This window comes from Methanooceanicella nereidis, from assembly GCF_021023085.1.
GTDB lineage: Archaea > Halobacteriota > Methanocellia > Methanocellales > Methanocellaceae > Methanooceanicella > Methanooceanicella nereidis.
This window is the reverse complement of the sequence record NZ_PGCK01000006.1, coordinates 1-15,864: the sequence shown is the minus strand read 5'-3', so window position 1 is coordinate 15,864 and position 15,864 is coordinate 1. Positions and strand designations below refer to the sequence as shown.

General features: G+C 45.4%; 13 protein-coding genes. 9 read left to right on the top strand and 4 right to left on the bottom strand.

Features of this window, described 5'->3' with window-relative positions; genetic code table 11:
* The first annotated feature begins 77 nt into the window (after nt 1-77).
* The 4 genes from argB (at nt 78) to CUJ83_RS08095 (ending at nt 4,812) form a co-directional block, all read left to right on the top strand.
* Nucleotides 78-956 (top strand): acetylglutamate kinase, encoded by an 879-nt coding sequence (gene argB / locus CUJ83_RS08110; RefSeq protein ID WP_230741796.1) that lies wholly within the window; start codon nt 78-80, stop codon nt 954-956.
* A gap of 36 nt (nt 957-992) precedes the next feature.
* Nucleotides 993-1,430: a universal stress protein gene (locus tag CUJ83_RS08105; protein ID WP_230741795.1), complete on the top strand. Its 438-nt coding sequence runs from the start codon at nt 993-995 to the stop codon at nt 1,428-1,430.
* Between the two features lie 9 nt (nt 1,431-1,439).
* Nucleotides 1,440-4,115 carry a calcium-transporting P-type ATPase, PMR1-type gene (locus CUJ83_RS08100; RefSeq protein WP_369424023.1) on the top strand — a complete coding sequence of 892 codons (2,676 nt, stop codon included), beginning with the start codon at nt 1,440-1,442 and terminating at the stop codon, nt 4,113-4,115.
* Nucleotides 4,116-4,215: 100 nt separating this feature from the next.
* On the top strand, nt 4,216-4,812 hold the full coding sequence (locus tag CUJ83_RS08095; RefSeq protein ID WP_230741794.1) for a nucleotidyltransferase: 597 nt from the start codon (nt 4,216-4,218) through the stop codon (nt 4,810-4,812).
* Here the strand turns inward: CUJ83_RS08095 and CUJ83_RS08090 are convergent.
* Nucleotides 4,799-5,515 (bottom strand): metallophosphoesterase family protein, encoded by a 717-nt coding sequence (locus CUJ83_RS08090; protein ID WP_230741793.1) that lies wholly within the window; start codon nt 5,513-5,515, stop codon nt 4,799-4,801. The two genes, CUJ83_RS08095 and CUJ83_RS08090, sit on opposite strands and share 14 nt — an antisense overlap.
* 259 nt (nt 5,516-5,774) lie before the next feature.
* Here CUJ83_RS08090 and CUJ83_RS08085 point away from each other — a divergent pair, with 259 nt between their 5' ends.
* From CUJ83_RS08085 to metK, 3 genes are all read left to right on the top strand, one after another.
* A complete protein-coding gene (locus CUJ83_RS08085) occupies nt 5,775-6,335 on the top strand; it encodes an FKBP-type peptidyl-prolyl cis-trans isomerase (RefSeq protein WP_230741792.1) in 561 nt (186 codons plus the stop codon).
* A 169-nt stretch (nt 6,336-6,504) separates the two neighbouring features.
* Entirely contained in the window at nt 6,505-7,383 is an 879-nt protein-coding gene (locus CUJ83_RS08080) for a DNA integrity scanning protein DisA nucleotide-binding domain protein (RefSeq protein WP_230741791.1), read from the top strand.
* A 1,075-nt stretch (nt 7,384-8,458) separates the two neighbouring features.
* On the top strand, nt 8,459-9,610 hold the full coding sequence (metK, locus tag CUJ83_RS08075) for a methionine adenosyltransferase (protein ID WP_230741790.1): 1,152 nt from the start codon (nt 8,459-8,461) through the stop codon (nt 9,608-9,610).
* Between the two features lie 178 nt (nt 9,611-9,788).
* Here the strand turns inward: metK and CUJ83_RS08070 are convergent, their stop codons facing one another.
* Together CUJ83_RS08070 and CUJ83_RS08065 are read right to left on the bottom strand one after the other, a co-directional pair.
* Nucleotides 9,789-10,652: an RIO1 family regulatory kinase/ATPase domain-containing protein gene (locus CUJ83_RS08070; RefSeq protein WP_230741789.1), complete on the bottom strand. Its 864-nt coding sequence runs from the start codon at nt 10,650-10,652 to the stop codon at nt 9,789-9,791.
* Nucleotides 10,653-10,707: 55 nt separating this feature from the next.
* Nucleotides 10,708-11,022, bottom strand: coding sequence for a DUF5611 family protein (locus CUJ83_RS08065; protein WP_369424021.1), 315 nt, complete (start codon nt 11,020-11,022; stop codon nt 10,708-10,710).
* Nucleotides 11,023-11,229: 207 nt separating this feature from the next.
* Here CUJ83_RS08065 and CUJ83_RS08060 point away from each other — a divergent pair, with 207 nt between their 5' ends.
* Nucleotides 11,230-11,985: a proteasome assembly chaperone family protein gene (locus CUJ83_RS08060; protein WP_230741963.1), complete on the top strand. Its 756-nt coding sequence runs from the start codon at nt 11,230-11,232 to the stop codon at nt 11,983-11,985.
* Between the two features lie 6 nt (nt 11,986-11,991).
* The gene (locus tag CUJ83_RS08055; protein WP_230741787.1) at nt 11,992-12,381 is read left to right on the top strand and encodes a DUF473 domain-containing protein; all 390 of its coding nucleotides are present in this window, start codon (nt 11,992-11,994) and stop codon (nt 12,379-12,381) included.
* A 67-nt stretch (nt 12,382-12,448) separates the two neighbouring features.
* Here the strand turns inward: CUJ83_RS08055 and CUJ83_RS08050 are convergent, their stop codons facing one another.
* Nucleotides 12,449-14,842: a lectin like domain-containing protein gene (locus tag CUJ83_RS08050; RefSeq protein ID WP_230741786.1), complete on the bottom strand. Its 2,394-nt coding sequence runs from the start codon at nt 14,840-14,842 to the stop codon at nt 12,449-12,451.
* Nucleotides 14,843-15,864: the final 1,022 nt, after the last annotated feature.

Genomic DNA, 15,864 nt, shown 5'->3' with positions numbered 1-15,864 from the left:
ATAAGTATCGATTTTTTAGCATCTTTAAAAAATATTATAATCTTTAAAGGGCTTATTTGTCATAGGTGTTTAAACTAATGGATATAGGTGAGATGTTCACTGACGCATTGCCCTGGCTGAAAAAGTACAGGGACGCCATAATAGTCATCAAGGTCGGCGGGCACGCCATGGTCGACTCCGAGGCAAGGAACGGGATCATAAAAGATATTGTGACACTGCGCTACATGGGCATGAAGCCGGTCATCGTGCACGGCGGAGGCCCCGAGATAGACGCCATGATGAAAAAACTGGGCAAGACGCCCAGCTTCGTGTCCGGGCTTAGGGTAACTGACGATGAGACTATGGACATAGTCCGCATGGTTCTTGTCGGCAAGGTCAACACAGACCTTGTGGCGTTAATATCCAGGCATGGCGGAAAGGGAATCGGGCTAAAAGGTATAGACGGCAATCTTTTACTGGCAAAGAAAAAAGGCCCGGAGAGGATAACAGTCGAGGGTAAAGATGTCGACGTGGACTACGGATGGGTAGGAGAGACCGAGAAGATAGACCCGGATATTCTGTTCACTATGCTCGAAAAAGGGTTCATACCCGTCATATCTCCCATAGGCTACGACAGGGACGGCAGGGCGCTTAATATCAATGCGGATACTGCCGCAGGTGACATCGCAGCATCGCTAAAAGCTGTCAGCCTGCTTTCGCTCACGGACGTTGACGGCATATTGATGGACCCGAACGATAAGGCCAGCCTGCTGTCACACCTGAACATAATGGATTGTTACGATCTTATCAAAAAAGGCGTCATCTCAAAGGGCATGATACCGAAGGTACTTTCAAGCATCACCGTGCTGAACGCCGGTATCGAGAGCGTGCGCATCATCAACGGGAATGTCAAGCATGCGGTATTGCTAGAGCTGCTGACAGAGAAAGGTATCGGGACGCAGATCGTGAAAGAATGACACAATATTGATTTTTATGGGAGGTAAAGATTAATTGTGACCATTCCATCGTATAATAAGATACTCGTACCGACTGACGGCTCGGATTATTCATTCCACGCAGGCGAGCATGCAGTGTACCTGGCAAAGAACCTTGGCGCAAAGGTATACGTATTGAATGTGGTAAACGTCGACCTGGCATTCCATACCGGGATACATTATGCGGAAGGCGTGACTGAACTTGAGGCTGAGGGCAAGAAAGCAACAGATAAGATAAGAGCGCTTTGCGCCGATAACGGCGTAGAATGCGAGGAGATCATCATCAAAGGCCAGCCGTCTGATTCCATAATCAGTTTCTCGGAAGAGATCAAAGCTGACTGTATAGTCATTGGCTCAATTGGGATGTCCGCATTAGAGAGAGTGCTCGTGGGCAGCGTATCTGAAAAGGTCATGAGACATGCAAAATGCCCTGTTCTCATGGTCAGGAAACAGTAGACCGGAGGTATCATTACGGCCGATACTCCCTGGCATTCGCTGGAACTATCCGAGGCTATCGAAAAGCTGAAAACCAGGGAATCAGGGCTATCTGCGGAAGAGGCAAAAAAACGCCTGGAACAATATGGCCCTAATGTGCTGAAGAGCGGCAAGGCAAAATCTCCGATAATAATATTTTTTAGCCAGTTTAACAATTTTTTAATATACATACTGCTTGCGGCGACCATCATCTCTTTTTTCATAGGCGAGATACTCGACGCCGAAATAATATTCGCTATAGTCATACTGAACGCCATCCTTGGCTTTGTACAGGAATATAAGGCGGAAAAGGCTATAGAATCGCTGCGCTCGATGATCGTGCCGACAGCGAACGTGATCCGGGGCGGGCATAAGATCCGCATCAACTCCTCGGAACTTGTCCCCGGCGACGTCATAGAGATAGAGGAAGGGGAGAACGTTCCTGCCGATGTCCGTATCATAGAGTCTATGAGCCTGAAAGTCGACGAATCTGCGCTGACGGGCGAATCCGAGCCGTCTGAAAAATATCCTGACGTTGTCCCGGAAAAAACCTCGCCTGGCGACCGCGTCAACATGATGTTCATGGGGACCAGCGCGCTTCAGGGGAGATGCAAAGCGCTTGTGGCCGACACCGGCATGAAGACGGAACTCGGTAAGATCGCTACGCTGGTCGAGACCGGGGAGGAGACCGAGACCCCGCTGCAGATCAGCCTGGACAGGCTCGGGAAATTTTTTGGCGTTGCTGCGATATTCATTTGTATACTCATATTTATCGTCGGGATACTGACGGGAAAAACGTATTACGAGATGTTCCTTACCTCTGTGAGCCTTGCAGTGGCCGCAATACCCGAAGGCCTTCCGGCCACGGTCACTATCGTTCTGGCTCTCGGCGTCCAGAGAATGGCAAAGAGGAAAGCCATAATCAGGAAACTTTCGGCAGTAGAGACACTCGGCAGCACAAATATCATAAGCTCTGATAAGACCGGAACGCTGACGCAAAATATCATCACGGTAAAACAGCTTATCACGGCAGATCATGATATTCGCGTAACCGGGACAGGCTACTCCAGCGAAGGGGACTTCCTGATAGAGAACGAGAGCATTGATGTCACTTCATATGAAGATGTGATGAAACTGCTGATAGCAGGGATCCTTTGTAATAACGCCACTTTTGAAAGGCTGGAGGATACATGGAACGTCAACGGCGATTCGACCGAGGTCGCATTGCTCGTGGCCGGCGCAAAATCCGAGCTTTTCAAGGAGAAGCTTGAATCGGTATGCCCGAGAACGTTCGAAGTCCCGTTCAGTTCCAGGGCTAAGACGATGACTACCATTAACTTATGCGATGAAAAAAGGTACGTCTACCTGAAAGGAGCCCCCGAGGTAGTTCTCGAAAGATGTAAATATGTATATAAGGATGAAAAGTTCGTCCCGCTTGACGATAAGCTGAAAAAGTACTTCCTCGACTTCAATTACAGCATGGCGATGGACGGCATGCGTGTCCTCGGATTTGCGTACGAGGAGGATGAAGTCGTAACGGATGCGGAAAACGTCGGTAAAAACTTCGTCTATCTGGGCCTCGCGGGGATGATAGATCCTCCGAGACAGGAAGTAAAAGGCGCTGTGGATCTTTGTAAGGACGCCGGAATAGACGTCGTCATGATAACGGGAGACCAAAAGCTTACCGCGATAGCGATAGCAAAGGAACTGGACATTTACCATGAAGGCGACATGGCCATTACTGGCGTAGAGCTGGATGCTATGTCAGAAACGGACCTTGAAGAGAATATCGATAAGATCAAAGTTTATGCGAGAACGTCCCCAGAACAAAAATTAAGGATTGTAGAAGCGCTTAAAAAGAAAGAGAGGATAGTCGCGATGACCGGGGACGGCGTCAACGACGCTCCGGCCCTTAAGCGCTCGGATATCGGGATCGCGATGGGGCTTACGGGGACCGATGTCTCCCGCCAGGCCTCGGACATGATACTTGCCGACGATAATTTTGCCACCATAGTGAACGCTATGGAGGAAGGAAGGAGCATTTACGATAATATAAGGAAGTTCGTAAAGTTTCTGTTCTCAAGTAATCTGGGCGAAGTACTGACCGTGTTCATAGGCATACTGCTCGGATTGCCGCTTCCGTTGTTAGCTATACAGATATTATGGGTTAATCTTATAACGGACGGCCTTCCGGCGCTCGCGTTGAGCGTAGACCCGGCCGACCCGGACATAATGAAGAGGAAGCCCAGGCCGAGATCCGAAGGCATCATCACGAAACTGATGGTCTTTGATATGCTGCTCGTGGGCGCGATAATATCGGCGGGAACGCTTGGCATTTTCTATTATTACCTGCCGCAGGGTGTGGAAACAGCCCGTTCCATGGCGTTCACCGTGCTCGTAGTGTTCCAGCTATGGAACGCCATAAACTGCAGGTCTGAGACAAAATCCCTGTTCCAGATAGGCATATTCAGCAACGGTTACCTGCTGCTGGCGATCGCCTTATCGATAATGCTTCAGCTTATAATATTATACGTGCCTTTCCTCGAGGGGATATTCGCGACCACCGAGCCGGGATTGTATGATATTTTGCTGATAATGGCAGTCTCATCTACGGTTTTCATAGGGATAGAAATAAGGAAGCTCATAATGGGGCATAAGTCTCTTTAAGAGCTCCGGGCCCGTTTTTTCATATAACTTATATTTGGTATAATTTATATTGATGGCTCTTTATCATATATTATAAAAATAAAAACCGGTGTTAATCTTCATGGAATTAAAAGAACGTTTCAGGACCTATAAAGAAATGACAAACATCCTGGACGAGCACGGGATACCATTTCTCGTAGGCGGAGGCATAGCCGTGATGTCTTACTGTAACAGGCGGCCTACGAAGGACATCGATCTTTATATCGAGCCGGATAAAAAGACAGCGGCACTTGAGGCGCTTCGCGAGAACGGTTATGATATCAACGAGATGGATGAAGTCCACTGGATATCCAAAGCATATAAGAAAGGCCTTATCATAGATTTCATTCTTGAGAACGTCGGCGGCGTCATTACCACTGCCGATACAATAAGACACGGGAAGAAGAGAGATATATTCGGATATGAGTTTAACGTGATGTCTCCAGAGGATCTTATACTGAGAAAAATACTGGCAATGAGAAGTACCCGGAATGACTGGTATGATGCCATCGTAGTCCTCTGGAATACCTATGAGGCCATGGACTGGGATTATTTCCTGAGCATCATCGGCGAGCATTACGAAAGAGCGTTGTCTTTTTTGTTATATGTAAGAAGCGACAACGAGCATATTATCCCGATACCTGACTATGTGGTCTCTACGCTGATCAAAAAGATGTAGTGTCGTAAACGACATATTTTTTATTATGCAACGGCAAGGCCACGTTGCGGACAGGGATGCCCAGCACTGTTCTCCCTTTTTCAACTCCGTTATGGGCATGTCCGTGAAGTACCAGGTTAGCTTTAAAGGAGTTCGGCGGGTCCGAGAGAATGGAACTACCAAGGAACGGCAGCACTTCAAGGCTTTCGCCATAGCATGTATCTTTTATCGGCGCATAATGGTATACGACGACCTTGAACTCCGCGGTCATATCCTTTAATGCTTTATTGACCTTGTTCGCCTCTCTGTATGTCTCTTCTACGAATGCCTTCAATACCTTTTCTCCGAACGGTGCCAGCCTGTGATTTAAAAATCCTCCGCCGAATCCTTTCGTTCCTGCGAAGCCATATTTTCCTCCGGGATATACGTAGGAGCCTCTTTCAAGCATTTTTACGTTCGCTTCCTCGAGTATGTCCATGATCTCCTCATTATTGTCCGCCTCATGATCATGATTACCCAGCACCGCCACTACAGGTATCTCGACGTTCATGATGTCCTCGGCAAGTATTTTCGCCTCTTCTATCAGGCCGTGGCTCGTCAGGTCTCCGCATAATACAAGCACATCGGCATCATTGTTGACCATCCTTAATAAACTCTGGAATGATTTTAATGATCTGTCTTTAAAATGCAGGTCTCCCATTGCAGCTATCCTAATAGATATCATCTCCGGTGCTTATTCTTGTTCCAGTGCCCAGTTATGGCGATGTCCACGCCATTTTAAGCGCATTTACCTTGAGGCATTTTAAAAAGCCTGGAAAATTATCCATATTAATTCAATATTTTATATTATAATATTATATATTGTTTTATTAAATTATTAGCCGGTACAAAACTATAAATCCCTTGTACGTCAATAATTTCTCATAAAAATTTATTTAAAGAGAATAATATATAAATAATTACAAAGGATAAAAGCGATTTTTATGACATGCAAGAGATTAAAGCTACTGTTCGTAATACCGGCGATCATCTCGATGGCTATGGTCGCGGGATGTGCGGGCAACAATGAAAAGATAGTGAAATCCGGAGATACGATCAAGGTGGATTATATCGGTACATTCCCCGACGGCATTGTATTTGATACATCCATTGAAAAAGTGGCTAAAGAGTCAGGCGTTTATAACGAATACAGGACCTATGAGCCGCTGGAGTTCACCGTAGGCGCAGGCCAGATGATAAAAGGCTTTGACAGCGCTGTCATTGGCATGAAGGAAGGAGACACTAAGAACATTACATTATCGCCAGTGGAAGCATATGGCGAGTGGAACCCGGATCTGGTGCAGCCGGTGTCTCTCGAGCAGCTTAAAGCGAATAATATTACCCCTACCGTCAACATGACGCTCTATACCTCTAACGGTATGGAGGTCCGCGTAGTATCGATAGACGAGCAGAATGGTACGGTCGCCATCGATATGAATAATCCGATGGCAGGTAAGACCCTGTTATTCAGCATTACAGTTAAGGAAATTGTGCCCGCGAAATAATTGATATTGTGACCTTGCTGCCATGTTTATGGCAAGCAAGGTTTTCTTTTATTTATTGTAAAGCCTATTCCTATCCTTTTACGGTAATTTTCACGTCAAATTTTATTTAACTTTCTTGAATTAAAGGATAAGTGTATAAATGTGTTTTCATAAATAATGTATTGATAACATGATAGTCAGGGATGAATTGGTCACGACAGCCGAAGAGCTATCCAAACGTATCAATGCGGGGGCAATAATTATCATTTCCCATGATGCGAAGGATATAAAAGATCAATTAACGACAGATATCCCTGTCATCATAGCGAAGCTCAGAAGCGGCCGGGAAGAAGAGGTCGAGGAAGAAAAATCCGTTATCAATATCTATGCAAAGATCCCGCGCAGGATTTCCGATGAATATCTTTTCCATAAAGTATCCCGTATCGAACTGATGAGCGAGGCCGTTGAAATGGCGTATCTCAAGGGCCTGATACCGAATAGGGTTGTAGTCGGCATCGTGAGCCTCGGCGAGATAAACTCGATCATAACGATGGGTGTCACCAATATACCGCTGATCCAGAAGACCGCGGACATTGCGTCGAGCATTGACTATGACCTGTTCAAGGCAGTGCTTAACCTTGCCATAGAGATCGGAAGGGAAGGCAGGGAACATAAGAACGTCGGCACCGCTTTCATTATCGGCGACATAGAGAAAGTGTTGAAAATGTCCCATCAGATCATCCTTAATCCTTACGAGGGCCATAAAAAGAAAGACCGTAACATCAGGGATGAGACTAACTGGGAGTCCGTTAAGGAGTTCGCCCAGCTTGACGGCATGTTCCTCGTGGACGAGCAGGGATATATCGTCGCTGCGGGAAGATATCTTGACGTAAGAGCAAAGGGTATCACGCTTGTTCCGGGGCTTGGGGGGCGTCATTTGGCGGCAGCGTCTATGACAAAGATCACTAAAAGTATAGCTATAACGGTATCTGAATCGACAAGCATCGTCACTATCTACAAAGACGGTGAAGAAGTGTTCCATATAGACCCACGGGTATCTATAACATGATGATACTGTTGTCTGTTTATTTTTACAATATCTTTCATTTAAATACTCAAAAAATCAATTTGTCCTTACTTTAACCACTAAGCGCACGAAGGCGAACAAGGAACACCAAGGACGATTTTAGAAGATATGCAAATAATTAAAAAAATTAGTGTACCTTGTTCGCCTTTGTGCGCTCCCATGAAAAACTTTTAGATGGTTTCTTTTAAAATGGGCATGTAACATCTGTTCTGAGATAGATGTTCTGGTGTTGTTCCTGTCGGATGGCAGGCAGACACATAACCTCACAGAAACACGGAAACACAAAAAATTTTTTATATGATATTTTAAGAGCTCCAAAACACCAAAATCTCACTCACTAAATCACAAAGGCTCCAGTATCACAGTCAACGCTCTAACACCTCTAACACTCGGCCCAACGCACTAACCTCTCTAAGTCACCAACGCTAAAACAAGACCCCGAACATTCTCCAAGGGCACGAAGGTCTAATTGCACGGTTGACGCTTACATGATCGATATACTCTTGTTGATGGATCAGGGATACACAAACCGCGGTTTTCAACTTTAGTGTTTTTGGAGAATGTTCGGGTCTTGTTTTAGCGTTGGTGACTTAGAGCGCTTCGAGCATTAAGCCGTGCATTTGAGACTTTAGAGCGTTGACGGTGATATTGGAGCCTTTGTGATTTGGTGAGCATTTTTTGTGATTTAGAGACCTTAAAAAATCATATAAAAATTTTTGTGTTTCCGTGTTTCTGTGAGGTTACGTGTCTACCTGCCATCCGACAGGCACAACCATAAAAAACTTCATCTTAAAGACCGGGTAAGTACGACACGTTCTTTCATTCTTAAAGCCTGAGCAAGACCCCGCTCATCAAAGATTTCGTGGTTAACAGTTTAATGTACTTTGTGCCCATTGTAGTAAAAAAGGGTAATTTTCTTAGACTTTATATTAATAAAATTTTCATGTTTCCTTTTACATCCTTTATTCAGCCTATGACAATATTACTCACGGTTATTTCTTGACCGATAAATATTAATGCTTGGTAATTCTATTTTAACATAAAGTAAGGGAAAACCATGAGCGTAGAAAAGCATCTTTTCACTTCCGAGTCGGTAACCGAAGGGCACCCGGACAAGATAGCGGACCAGATATCCGACGCTGTCCTGGACGCTATTCTTGCTAAAGACCCTCTCGGCAGAGTAGCATGCGAGACTCTAGTAACGACCGGAATGGCGATAGTCGCCGGAGAGATAACGACAAACTGTTATGTCGACATACCCAAGCTGGTACGTTCGACCATCAAGGATATTGGTTATACGAGAGCAAAGTTTGGTTTCGATTCAGAGACATGTGCTGTTATAACATCTATCGATGAGCAGTCGCCCGATATATCCATGGGTGTTAACAATCTTGGCGCAGGCGACCAGGGCATGATGTTCGGATTTGCCTGTAACGAGACGCCGGAACTAATGCCTATGCCGATAATGCTCGCCCACAAGCTGACCATGAAATTATCGGAGTCCAGGAAGAGCGGCAAGCTGGACTATCTCAGGCCGGACGGTAAGTCTCAGGTGACGATCGAGTACGAGGACGATAAACCCATAAGGGTAGACACTGTTGTAGTATCCTCGCAGCACAGCCCTGACGTTGAACAGAGCCAGATCAGGAAAGACATTATTGAAGAGGTCATAAAGCCTGTCATGCCCGAAGGGTTCTTTGATGAGAACACAACCAAGATATTCATCAACCCGACAGGCAGGTTCACCGTAGGCGGCCCTCAGGCTGATACCGGTCTTACCGGACGTAAGATCATCGTCGATACTTACGGCGGCATGGGAAGGCATGGCGGAGGAGCGTTCTCGGGCAAAGACCCGACCAAGGTGGACAGGTCAGCCTGTTATATGGCGAGATATATCGCGAAGAATATCGTCGCTGCAGGCCTTGCCACGAAGTGTGAAGTCCAGCTCGCTTACGCGATAGGTGTCGCAGAGCCTGTGTCCGTGATGGTAGACACGTTCAGGACTAACACTGTATCCCATAAGAAGATAGTGGAGCTTATCAGGGAGAACTTTGAAATGACTCCCCAGGGCATCATAAAATCGTTAGACCTGCGCAGGCCGATTTACAAGCAGACGGCAGCATACGGTCACTTTGGCCGTACCGGTAAAGACTTCACATGGGAACGCACTGATAAAGCAGAACAGATGAGAAAGGACGCTGGCTTCTGAGCCCGGCGTTATCTTTTTTTATTTTTGTAAAATTTTATTTGCATTTTATTAAGTTTTATTATATTGTATATAATTATATATTATTTAATATTCAATTAGTATCTGCCTGCCAACTGAAATGTACAACCTAAAAGATCTTTGAAGAACAGTTTAAAAATTGATGAAGAGATAAAGGACTTTATTCTCCCTTTATGCTTTTTATGGTCTCTTCAAGGTCTCTTGTAACGCGATATTTTCTTTCGAAGTAGGTCAGTATGTTGCTTATATCCCTGTTCAGCAGGCTTTCCGCTGTTTTAGATCCTACTGTAACATATTGAGGCCAGTCTATTATGGTGATGCCCTTATCGCTTACCATCACATTATATTCTGACAGGTCCCCGTGGATATAGCCGAGGTCGTATGCGATCTTAACCTGCTTCAATATCTCATCCAGGTACCACTCCGGGTCCGCCACCTGCGCCCTGACAAGGTCCGCACCGTCAACGATGCTCATGACTATCGCATGGCGGTTATAATCGATAGGCTGTGGTATTCGGACTTCCGGATAGAGCTTTTGCATCGCCTCGAACTCACGGTTCGCGGCGAGCTTTGCCGCGTACTGCCATGAATAATGCTCTATATTGATAAGATGCTCTCTAGTCCTCTTGACCTGCTTAAAGCTGGTCCTGCCTTCCCTGTGGAATTTGATCGCGACCTCACCGGTAACGCTCATGGCGGCGATTATCACGGACTCTTTTCCGACGCCGATGACATTACCGAGAGCTTCGATGGTGTCTTTTTTGACGAAAGTGTTGATCGCCAGTATGTCATATCCGTTAAACTTTAACCTGTATCCTGTATACGAAAGCGTAAGCCACTCTATAAGCTCCTGCTTGGAAAGCTTCTTGAGCCTGAACTCGACTTCTTTCTGGTTAAGCCCGGTGTAGGATACTATTGACTCTACCGGTACCCATTCGTGGGTCTTCATGCCGTTCTCGATCCCTTTCATCACTTCTATCTCTATAGGTAACAGGGACCTGTAAACGGCGGCGTGGTCTATCATCTGATCTAATGCTCCGTCAATTGATACTTTTAAGAACAGGGGGATTGGATTTGATCTATTCCCCTGAGACTGCTTTCTTTGCCTGCTTTAGTCTTTCTTTTGCAGAATAGCCGGTGGCCTCTTCTAAAAAGTCCCTGAACCTCTTGTTAGTGTCAAGTATGACCTTTTCATCCTTCACATCACGGTCGGACTCTGTCTCAACGAAAAGCTTCTTATCATCCACCCATGCTTTCAGCTCTTTTATTGCGCCATACTGTATCGTATACTTTCCGGCGTTTTCTGTCGCAGGGATACCAAAAGTCTCTTCCATAACGTTTTTAATTCTCTCCCCTTCAGGTTTAAAGCCACGCTTAAATTTGTATTCGCTGATAATATCACCTATTCTATATTTTATTTCCAGAACGTAAAAAGATTTTCTATTTGTTTTAAGTTTAACTTGCCCGATAATTAATTGATACTTTAGATGGATCTAAATTCTTTTTATCAATTTTTGAACTTTTAATGGCATTTAGCTTTGATTTGATTTAATACTTACGTGATAAGTTTTATATTTTTTAAAGACCGACCTTAAATATTGATGGTCGATAAAATGAAAAGCGTCGGTAATCACGATGAGGATCTGGTCGAAGTCATCGCTGAAAGTCTGGAATGTAAAAACCCGACGGTGCTGGGCGGATTTCCCGGCATGGGGCTGGTAGGAAATATTGTTACCCAGCATCTGATCGAGCAGTTCAAGATGAAAAACGTGGGTTTTGTGGACTCAAAGCTTTTCCCGCCTGTAGCCGTGATATATGGCGGCAGGGTTAAAGGGGCTGTCCGTATCTATGAAAGCGCAGAAAAGGAGCTCGTGGTCCTGTTTTCCGATATCCCTATCGAGCCGCTTATCAGTAAAGAAGTCGGCAGTACCATAGTGCAATGGATCAAGACGCTGAACCCGAAAGAGGTGGTCTCCATCGCCGGGCTTGCGACGCCGGGACTGGATTATAATGTATATTGCGCAGCGACGACCGACGAAGAGTTCGAGAAGATCAAAGATGTCGCATTGACGTTCGAGATGGGAACGATAGCAGGTGTCCCCGGTGTGTTGATGAATGAATGCATGGAACATGATATCCCTGCATACTGCCTGCTTGGCGAGACCAGGGGGCCGAACCCGGACCCTAGAGCCGCGGCCGAAGTGGTGAAGGCTCTTAACAAGATCTACGGGTGGGACATTAGCACCGAGCCGTTAATGGAGCAGGCGGACCAGATAGAAAAGCTGTTGCATAAGCTCTCCGAACAGATGGCTCAGACCGAGAAGAAGCCTGGAAAAGACTTCACAATGTATGGGTGATCCGGAATGAAAATGATAGCATTGACCGGGATAAGCAGGGATGCCTTAGACGATCTTTTCAAGAGAGGCATAAGGACCTTCGAAGTGCGCAGCACCCATAACGTCATCGCGTTCTCTGATATTACTCCGGGCGACAAGGTCTTTATCACCGATGTCATACCGTCCGACCTTAATACCGGCGACTGCGGGTATATTACGACCGTGAGGAGCACGGACATACGTATGCACCGTATAACTTACGGTACCTCCGACTCATTAGAGGAACGCGAGACTATGTCTGCGAGGATACAGCTTGTGGTTAACGCCCGCGGGAAGGTAAGATCCGTAACGCAGCTGGAGAACTATAAGCCTGTGATCGTCGATGTCATAGACGTACATACCTGTGAAGCCCGCTAAACCCGTATTCATTTACATTTATTTTAAAAAATAGTAAGGGCTTTTTGTTTTTTAAGCCCCTATCTTTTTATATTGCAGTCGCAGCCTTTACAGACACCGTCTTATTAGCATGGGACCCGAACCAGTCGTGGCCTTCCCATTTCATCCGGAATTTCACGCTGTACGAGCCTGCCTGTGTCGGTGCTTTCATCGTAAAGCTCCACGTATATTGCTCGCCCGGCAAAATGACCTTACCTGCAGGAATGTAGAGCTTTGTCGCTGTGAATTTGGATGCATCGTTGGTCGCATAATCGATAGCTCCCAGGTAGACTCCGTTATCGTTTGACCACGGCAGCAAGCCAGTATTTTTCATCGTTACGGATGCAGTATATGTATTGCCTTTAAGCATGCTTGACGGAATGTTGTTCGATATAAGCACCGAATCCGCATATGGCTGTGAAACAGCTACATTGACACTCAATAATTCGCCTATATGCGTGCCATTCGGCCCTTTCATCCCGAACCTGTAAATGTAATTTCCGGGCGTAGTTGACGCAGTGACCGTACCGTTCCATATATAGTACTGGCCGGGCTGAACTGATATGTTCGCAGGGATCGTATATGTAGCATTGCCTGTGTTGGCGGTGTTGTTTTTGTCGGTGACAGACATCCAGGTCGAGACTGTCGAGCCGGTCCATTCCACGTTACCTGTGTTCTTGAACTTTATAGTGAACGGGTAAGTACAGCCGGTGCCCATTTTATCCTGAATATTCTCGTTAATGATATCCGTGTCATATACCCGGTTTTCTACAACGATCTTCTTTACGACAGTGTCGCCGAACCAGGTATGGTTTTCCCAGATCATCCTGTATTGAACGTAATATGTCCCTGCTTCCGGGGCCGTCATCGTAAAGTTCCATGTATATTTAGATGAAGGCGCTACTGATGTGCTGCCGGATATTTTTTGCCTTAATCCGTCGAACATCGCGGCGTCCCCGGAACTTTCATTCACCGATCCCAGCCTTATCTTATCGCTTTCAGTCCAGGCTATGTTTCCGGTGTTTTTCATCGTGACAGAGACATTATAGGAATTACCCTGTATCATGGTAGACGGGATGGTATTGGATATTATTGCAGCGTCGGGTCTAGGCCCTGTGCTTACAATAGTGCTGTTGACAGTATAGGCTTTTATGCAAATGTTCGTCGTGTTAAATTGAATATTTGTATCATACCATCGCGTTCCGTCGCTGCTGATGAAGCTCTGGTTATTGCTCGCCGTAGCCTTGCTACTATAACCATATCTATACGTCTCGACAGCCACAGGATGGGTGCTTCCGGGAGTCTTTATTTTAATGACTATCGCAAATCTTTGATCCCGGAATACCGGTACTGCACGGTCAAGTTTTACTACATGATAGCCCGGTATCTCTATAGTGCCTCTTGTGACCGATGAGGAACTGACGTTAGATATCGGCCCGTCCGTCGGGTCTAAATAGACATATATCTCATACTCGGTGTTAAATCCAAGTGTATAGAATCCTATCGCATTGATATTCTGGTCCGATGTCGCTTTAAAGATGTTAGACATCCACGCCGTATTTCTGTTAAAGCCGGCGGGCTTTACATAGCCCAGTGGATCATACTGGTAAATATTATTCATTTCCAGGTCATTGCAGGTGAAGACCGTATTATCCTTCCCTATGCCGATGTCATAATATGATACGTAGAAATATCCGCCATCTCCCCAGCCGGTGCCCCAGCTATTTCTTACTATGAATGCCCCATCAGCGGGTGCAGGTGTCTTAAAGTTATATTTACTGTACTTATCATCCCAGCCGACTATGTCAACCGCGTGATTATTATGGCTCAGGAAAGAGGCCGCGCCGTAATAATATGAGCTGTTATTCGCATCGAAGTACTTACTATCGTAACACATGCTGGTATATACCGCGCCGTACTTTATGATCGCCCATTTGATGTTGTCGTTATCTGTAGCATTTTTCCTGTTCGGCAGGAACAGTACTTCGTTCACATATTTACGTACCTGCCTGTTCGCAGGGGATGATGTGGAGCTGGCGTTATACCTGTCATCCGACTCGTATACGGGCCCGCTTCTTCGCGTAAGGTATGCTGTCGAGATAAAATGGTTGCCGCCGTCATTGGGTCCCCAGTCGAAGCTGTGAGTGTTTTTCATGTTGTTTTCTGAGAAGTCCTTGTTTTGTGACGGTAAAATGTATGATTCCATAGAACCGTATGTGGAGAAAGCCCAGCAGGAGCCTGAACTGCCCTGGTCTTTTACGGGTGTGAGCTTGTTTTGTTCCCTGAGGTCGTATCTTGAATACGTTGATCCTGCTCTTTGTACCTCTTCGGTCTCGTGTATGGTGCCTTCAAGATATGACATGTCTGCCGCAGGCGGGATATAGCCTAAATAATGACCGTCATCGGTGGTTTCCTTTATTTTTCCTTGCTTTACGTCATCCATGTATTTTATCAGGTCGGGATTATCCGGTGCGATCGAGAAAGTTTCCGGAGGAGGGGCAGAGACCGGTGCAGTACTACTTTTGTCTTGTTGTTCTTCTGAGATACAGCCACAGCATGACAGGAATAATGTCAGAATTATAAATAATGCGAATGTTTTCTTAATGGAAAGCCCCCCGACACCTCGAATAATAATTAATTATGGGGCTTACAGATTATAAATTTATTTTATCGATTAATAATTGTGTATTTTAAATAATAATGCTTGATACTTTATTGTTGAGGTTTTTTATTTTATGTTTTGTGGTTATGCCTGACGGATGGCAGGTAGACACCTAACCTCACGAAAACACAGAAACACTAAAATTTTTTTAATGTTTTTTTAAGTCTCAAAGGCACTAAGAGTTCACTCACTAAACCACTAAAGCTCTAGTAACACCGTCAACGCACTAACATCCCTAAGGCTCGACTCAATGCACTAACCTCTCAAATTCACTAACGCTAAAACAAATCCCGAACTTCTCTAAAACACTAAAGTTTAACGTCACGGTCGACGTTTACACGATTGATATATATCCTGATGGTTATAGATCAGATGCAACACGGTGATGTCCCAATTTTGCTGTAATTTGGGAATCTATACACGTGCTAAAAGGTTGTCACAAAAGATTTACAGACAAATATAGATACTACCGCAACACAAACCGGGATATTAAACCTTTGTGTTTTGGAGAGGTTCGGGATTTGTTTTAGCGTTAGTGACTTAGGGCACTTCGAGCATTGAGCTGAGTATTCGTGATGTTTGTGCGTTGACGGTGTTACTAGAGCCTTGGTGGTTTAGTGAGTGAACTCTTAGAGTTTTCGTGACCTTAAAAAATCATATAAAAAATTTTGTGGTTCCAGTGTTCCCGTGCTTGTGTTTTTTGGGTTTGGTTGGTAGTGGTCGTGTTTTTTGGTGGTTGGTATGCGGATGGTTGTGGGGTTTGTTGGTTTTTTTGTGATTTTTTGTCTGAAAACGGTCTTTTT

What these genes read in the sequence shown, in the direction of transcription:
- CUJ83_RS08050 (WP_230741786.1), bottom strand. Translation starts at nt 14,842, where the DNA reads ATGGATGACGTAAAGCAAGGAAAAATAAAGGAAACCACCGATGACGGT.
- metK (WP_230741790.1), top strand. Translation starts at nt 8,459, where the DNA reads ATGAGCGTAGAAAAGCATCTTTTCACTTCCGAGTCGGTAACCGAAGGG.
- CUJ83_RS08095 (WP_230741794.1), top strand. Translation starts at nt 4,216, where the DNA reads ATGGAATTAAAAGAACGTTTCAGGACCTATAAAGAAATGACAAACATC.
- CUJ83_RS08060 (WP_230741963.1), top strand. Translation starts at nt 11,230, where the DNA reads ATGGTCGATAAAATGAAAAGCGTCGGTAATCACGATGAGGATCTGGTC.
- CUJ83_RS08070 (WP_230741789.1), bottom strand. Translation starts at nt 10,652, where the DNA reads ATGATAGACCACGCCGCCGTTTACAGGTCCCTGTTACCTATAGAGATA.
- CUJ83_RS08085 (WP_230741792.1), top strand. Translation starts at nt 5,775, where the DNA reads ATGACATGCAAGAGATTAAAGCTACTGTTCGTAATACCGGCGATCATC.
- CUJ83_RS08055 (WP_230741787.1), top strand. Translation starts at nt 11,992, where the DNA reads ATGAAAATGATAGCATTGACCGGGATAAGCAGGGATGCCTTAGACGAT.
- CUJ83_RS08080 (WP_230741791.1), top strand. Translation starts at nt 6,505, where the DNA reads ATGATAGTCAGGGATGAATTGGTCACGACAGCCGAAGAGCTATCCAAA.
- argB (WP_230741796.1), top strand. Translation starts at nt 78, where the DNA reads ATGGATATAGGTGAGATGTTCACTGACGCATTGCCCTGGCTGAAAAAG.
- CUJ83_RS08090 (WP_230741793.1), bottom strand. Translation starts at nt 5,515, where the DNA reads ATGATATCTATTAGGATAGCTGCAATGGGAGACCTGCATTTTAAAGAC.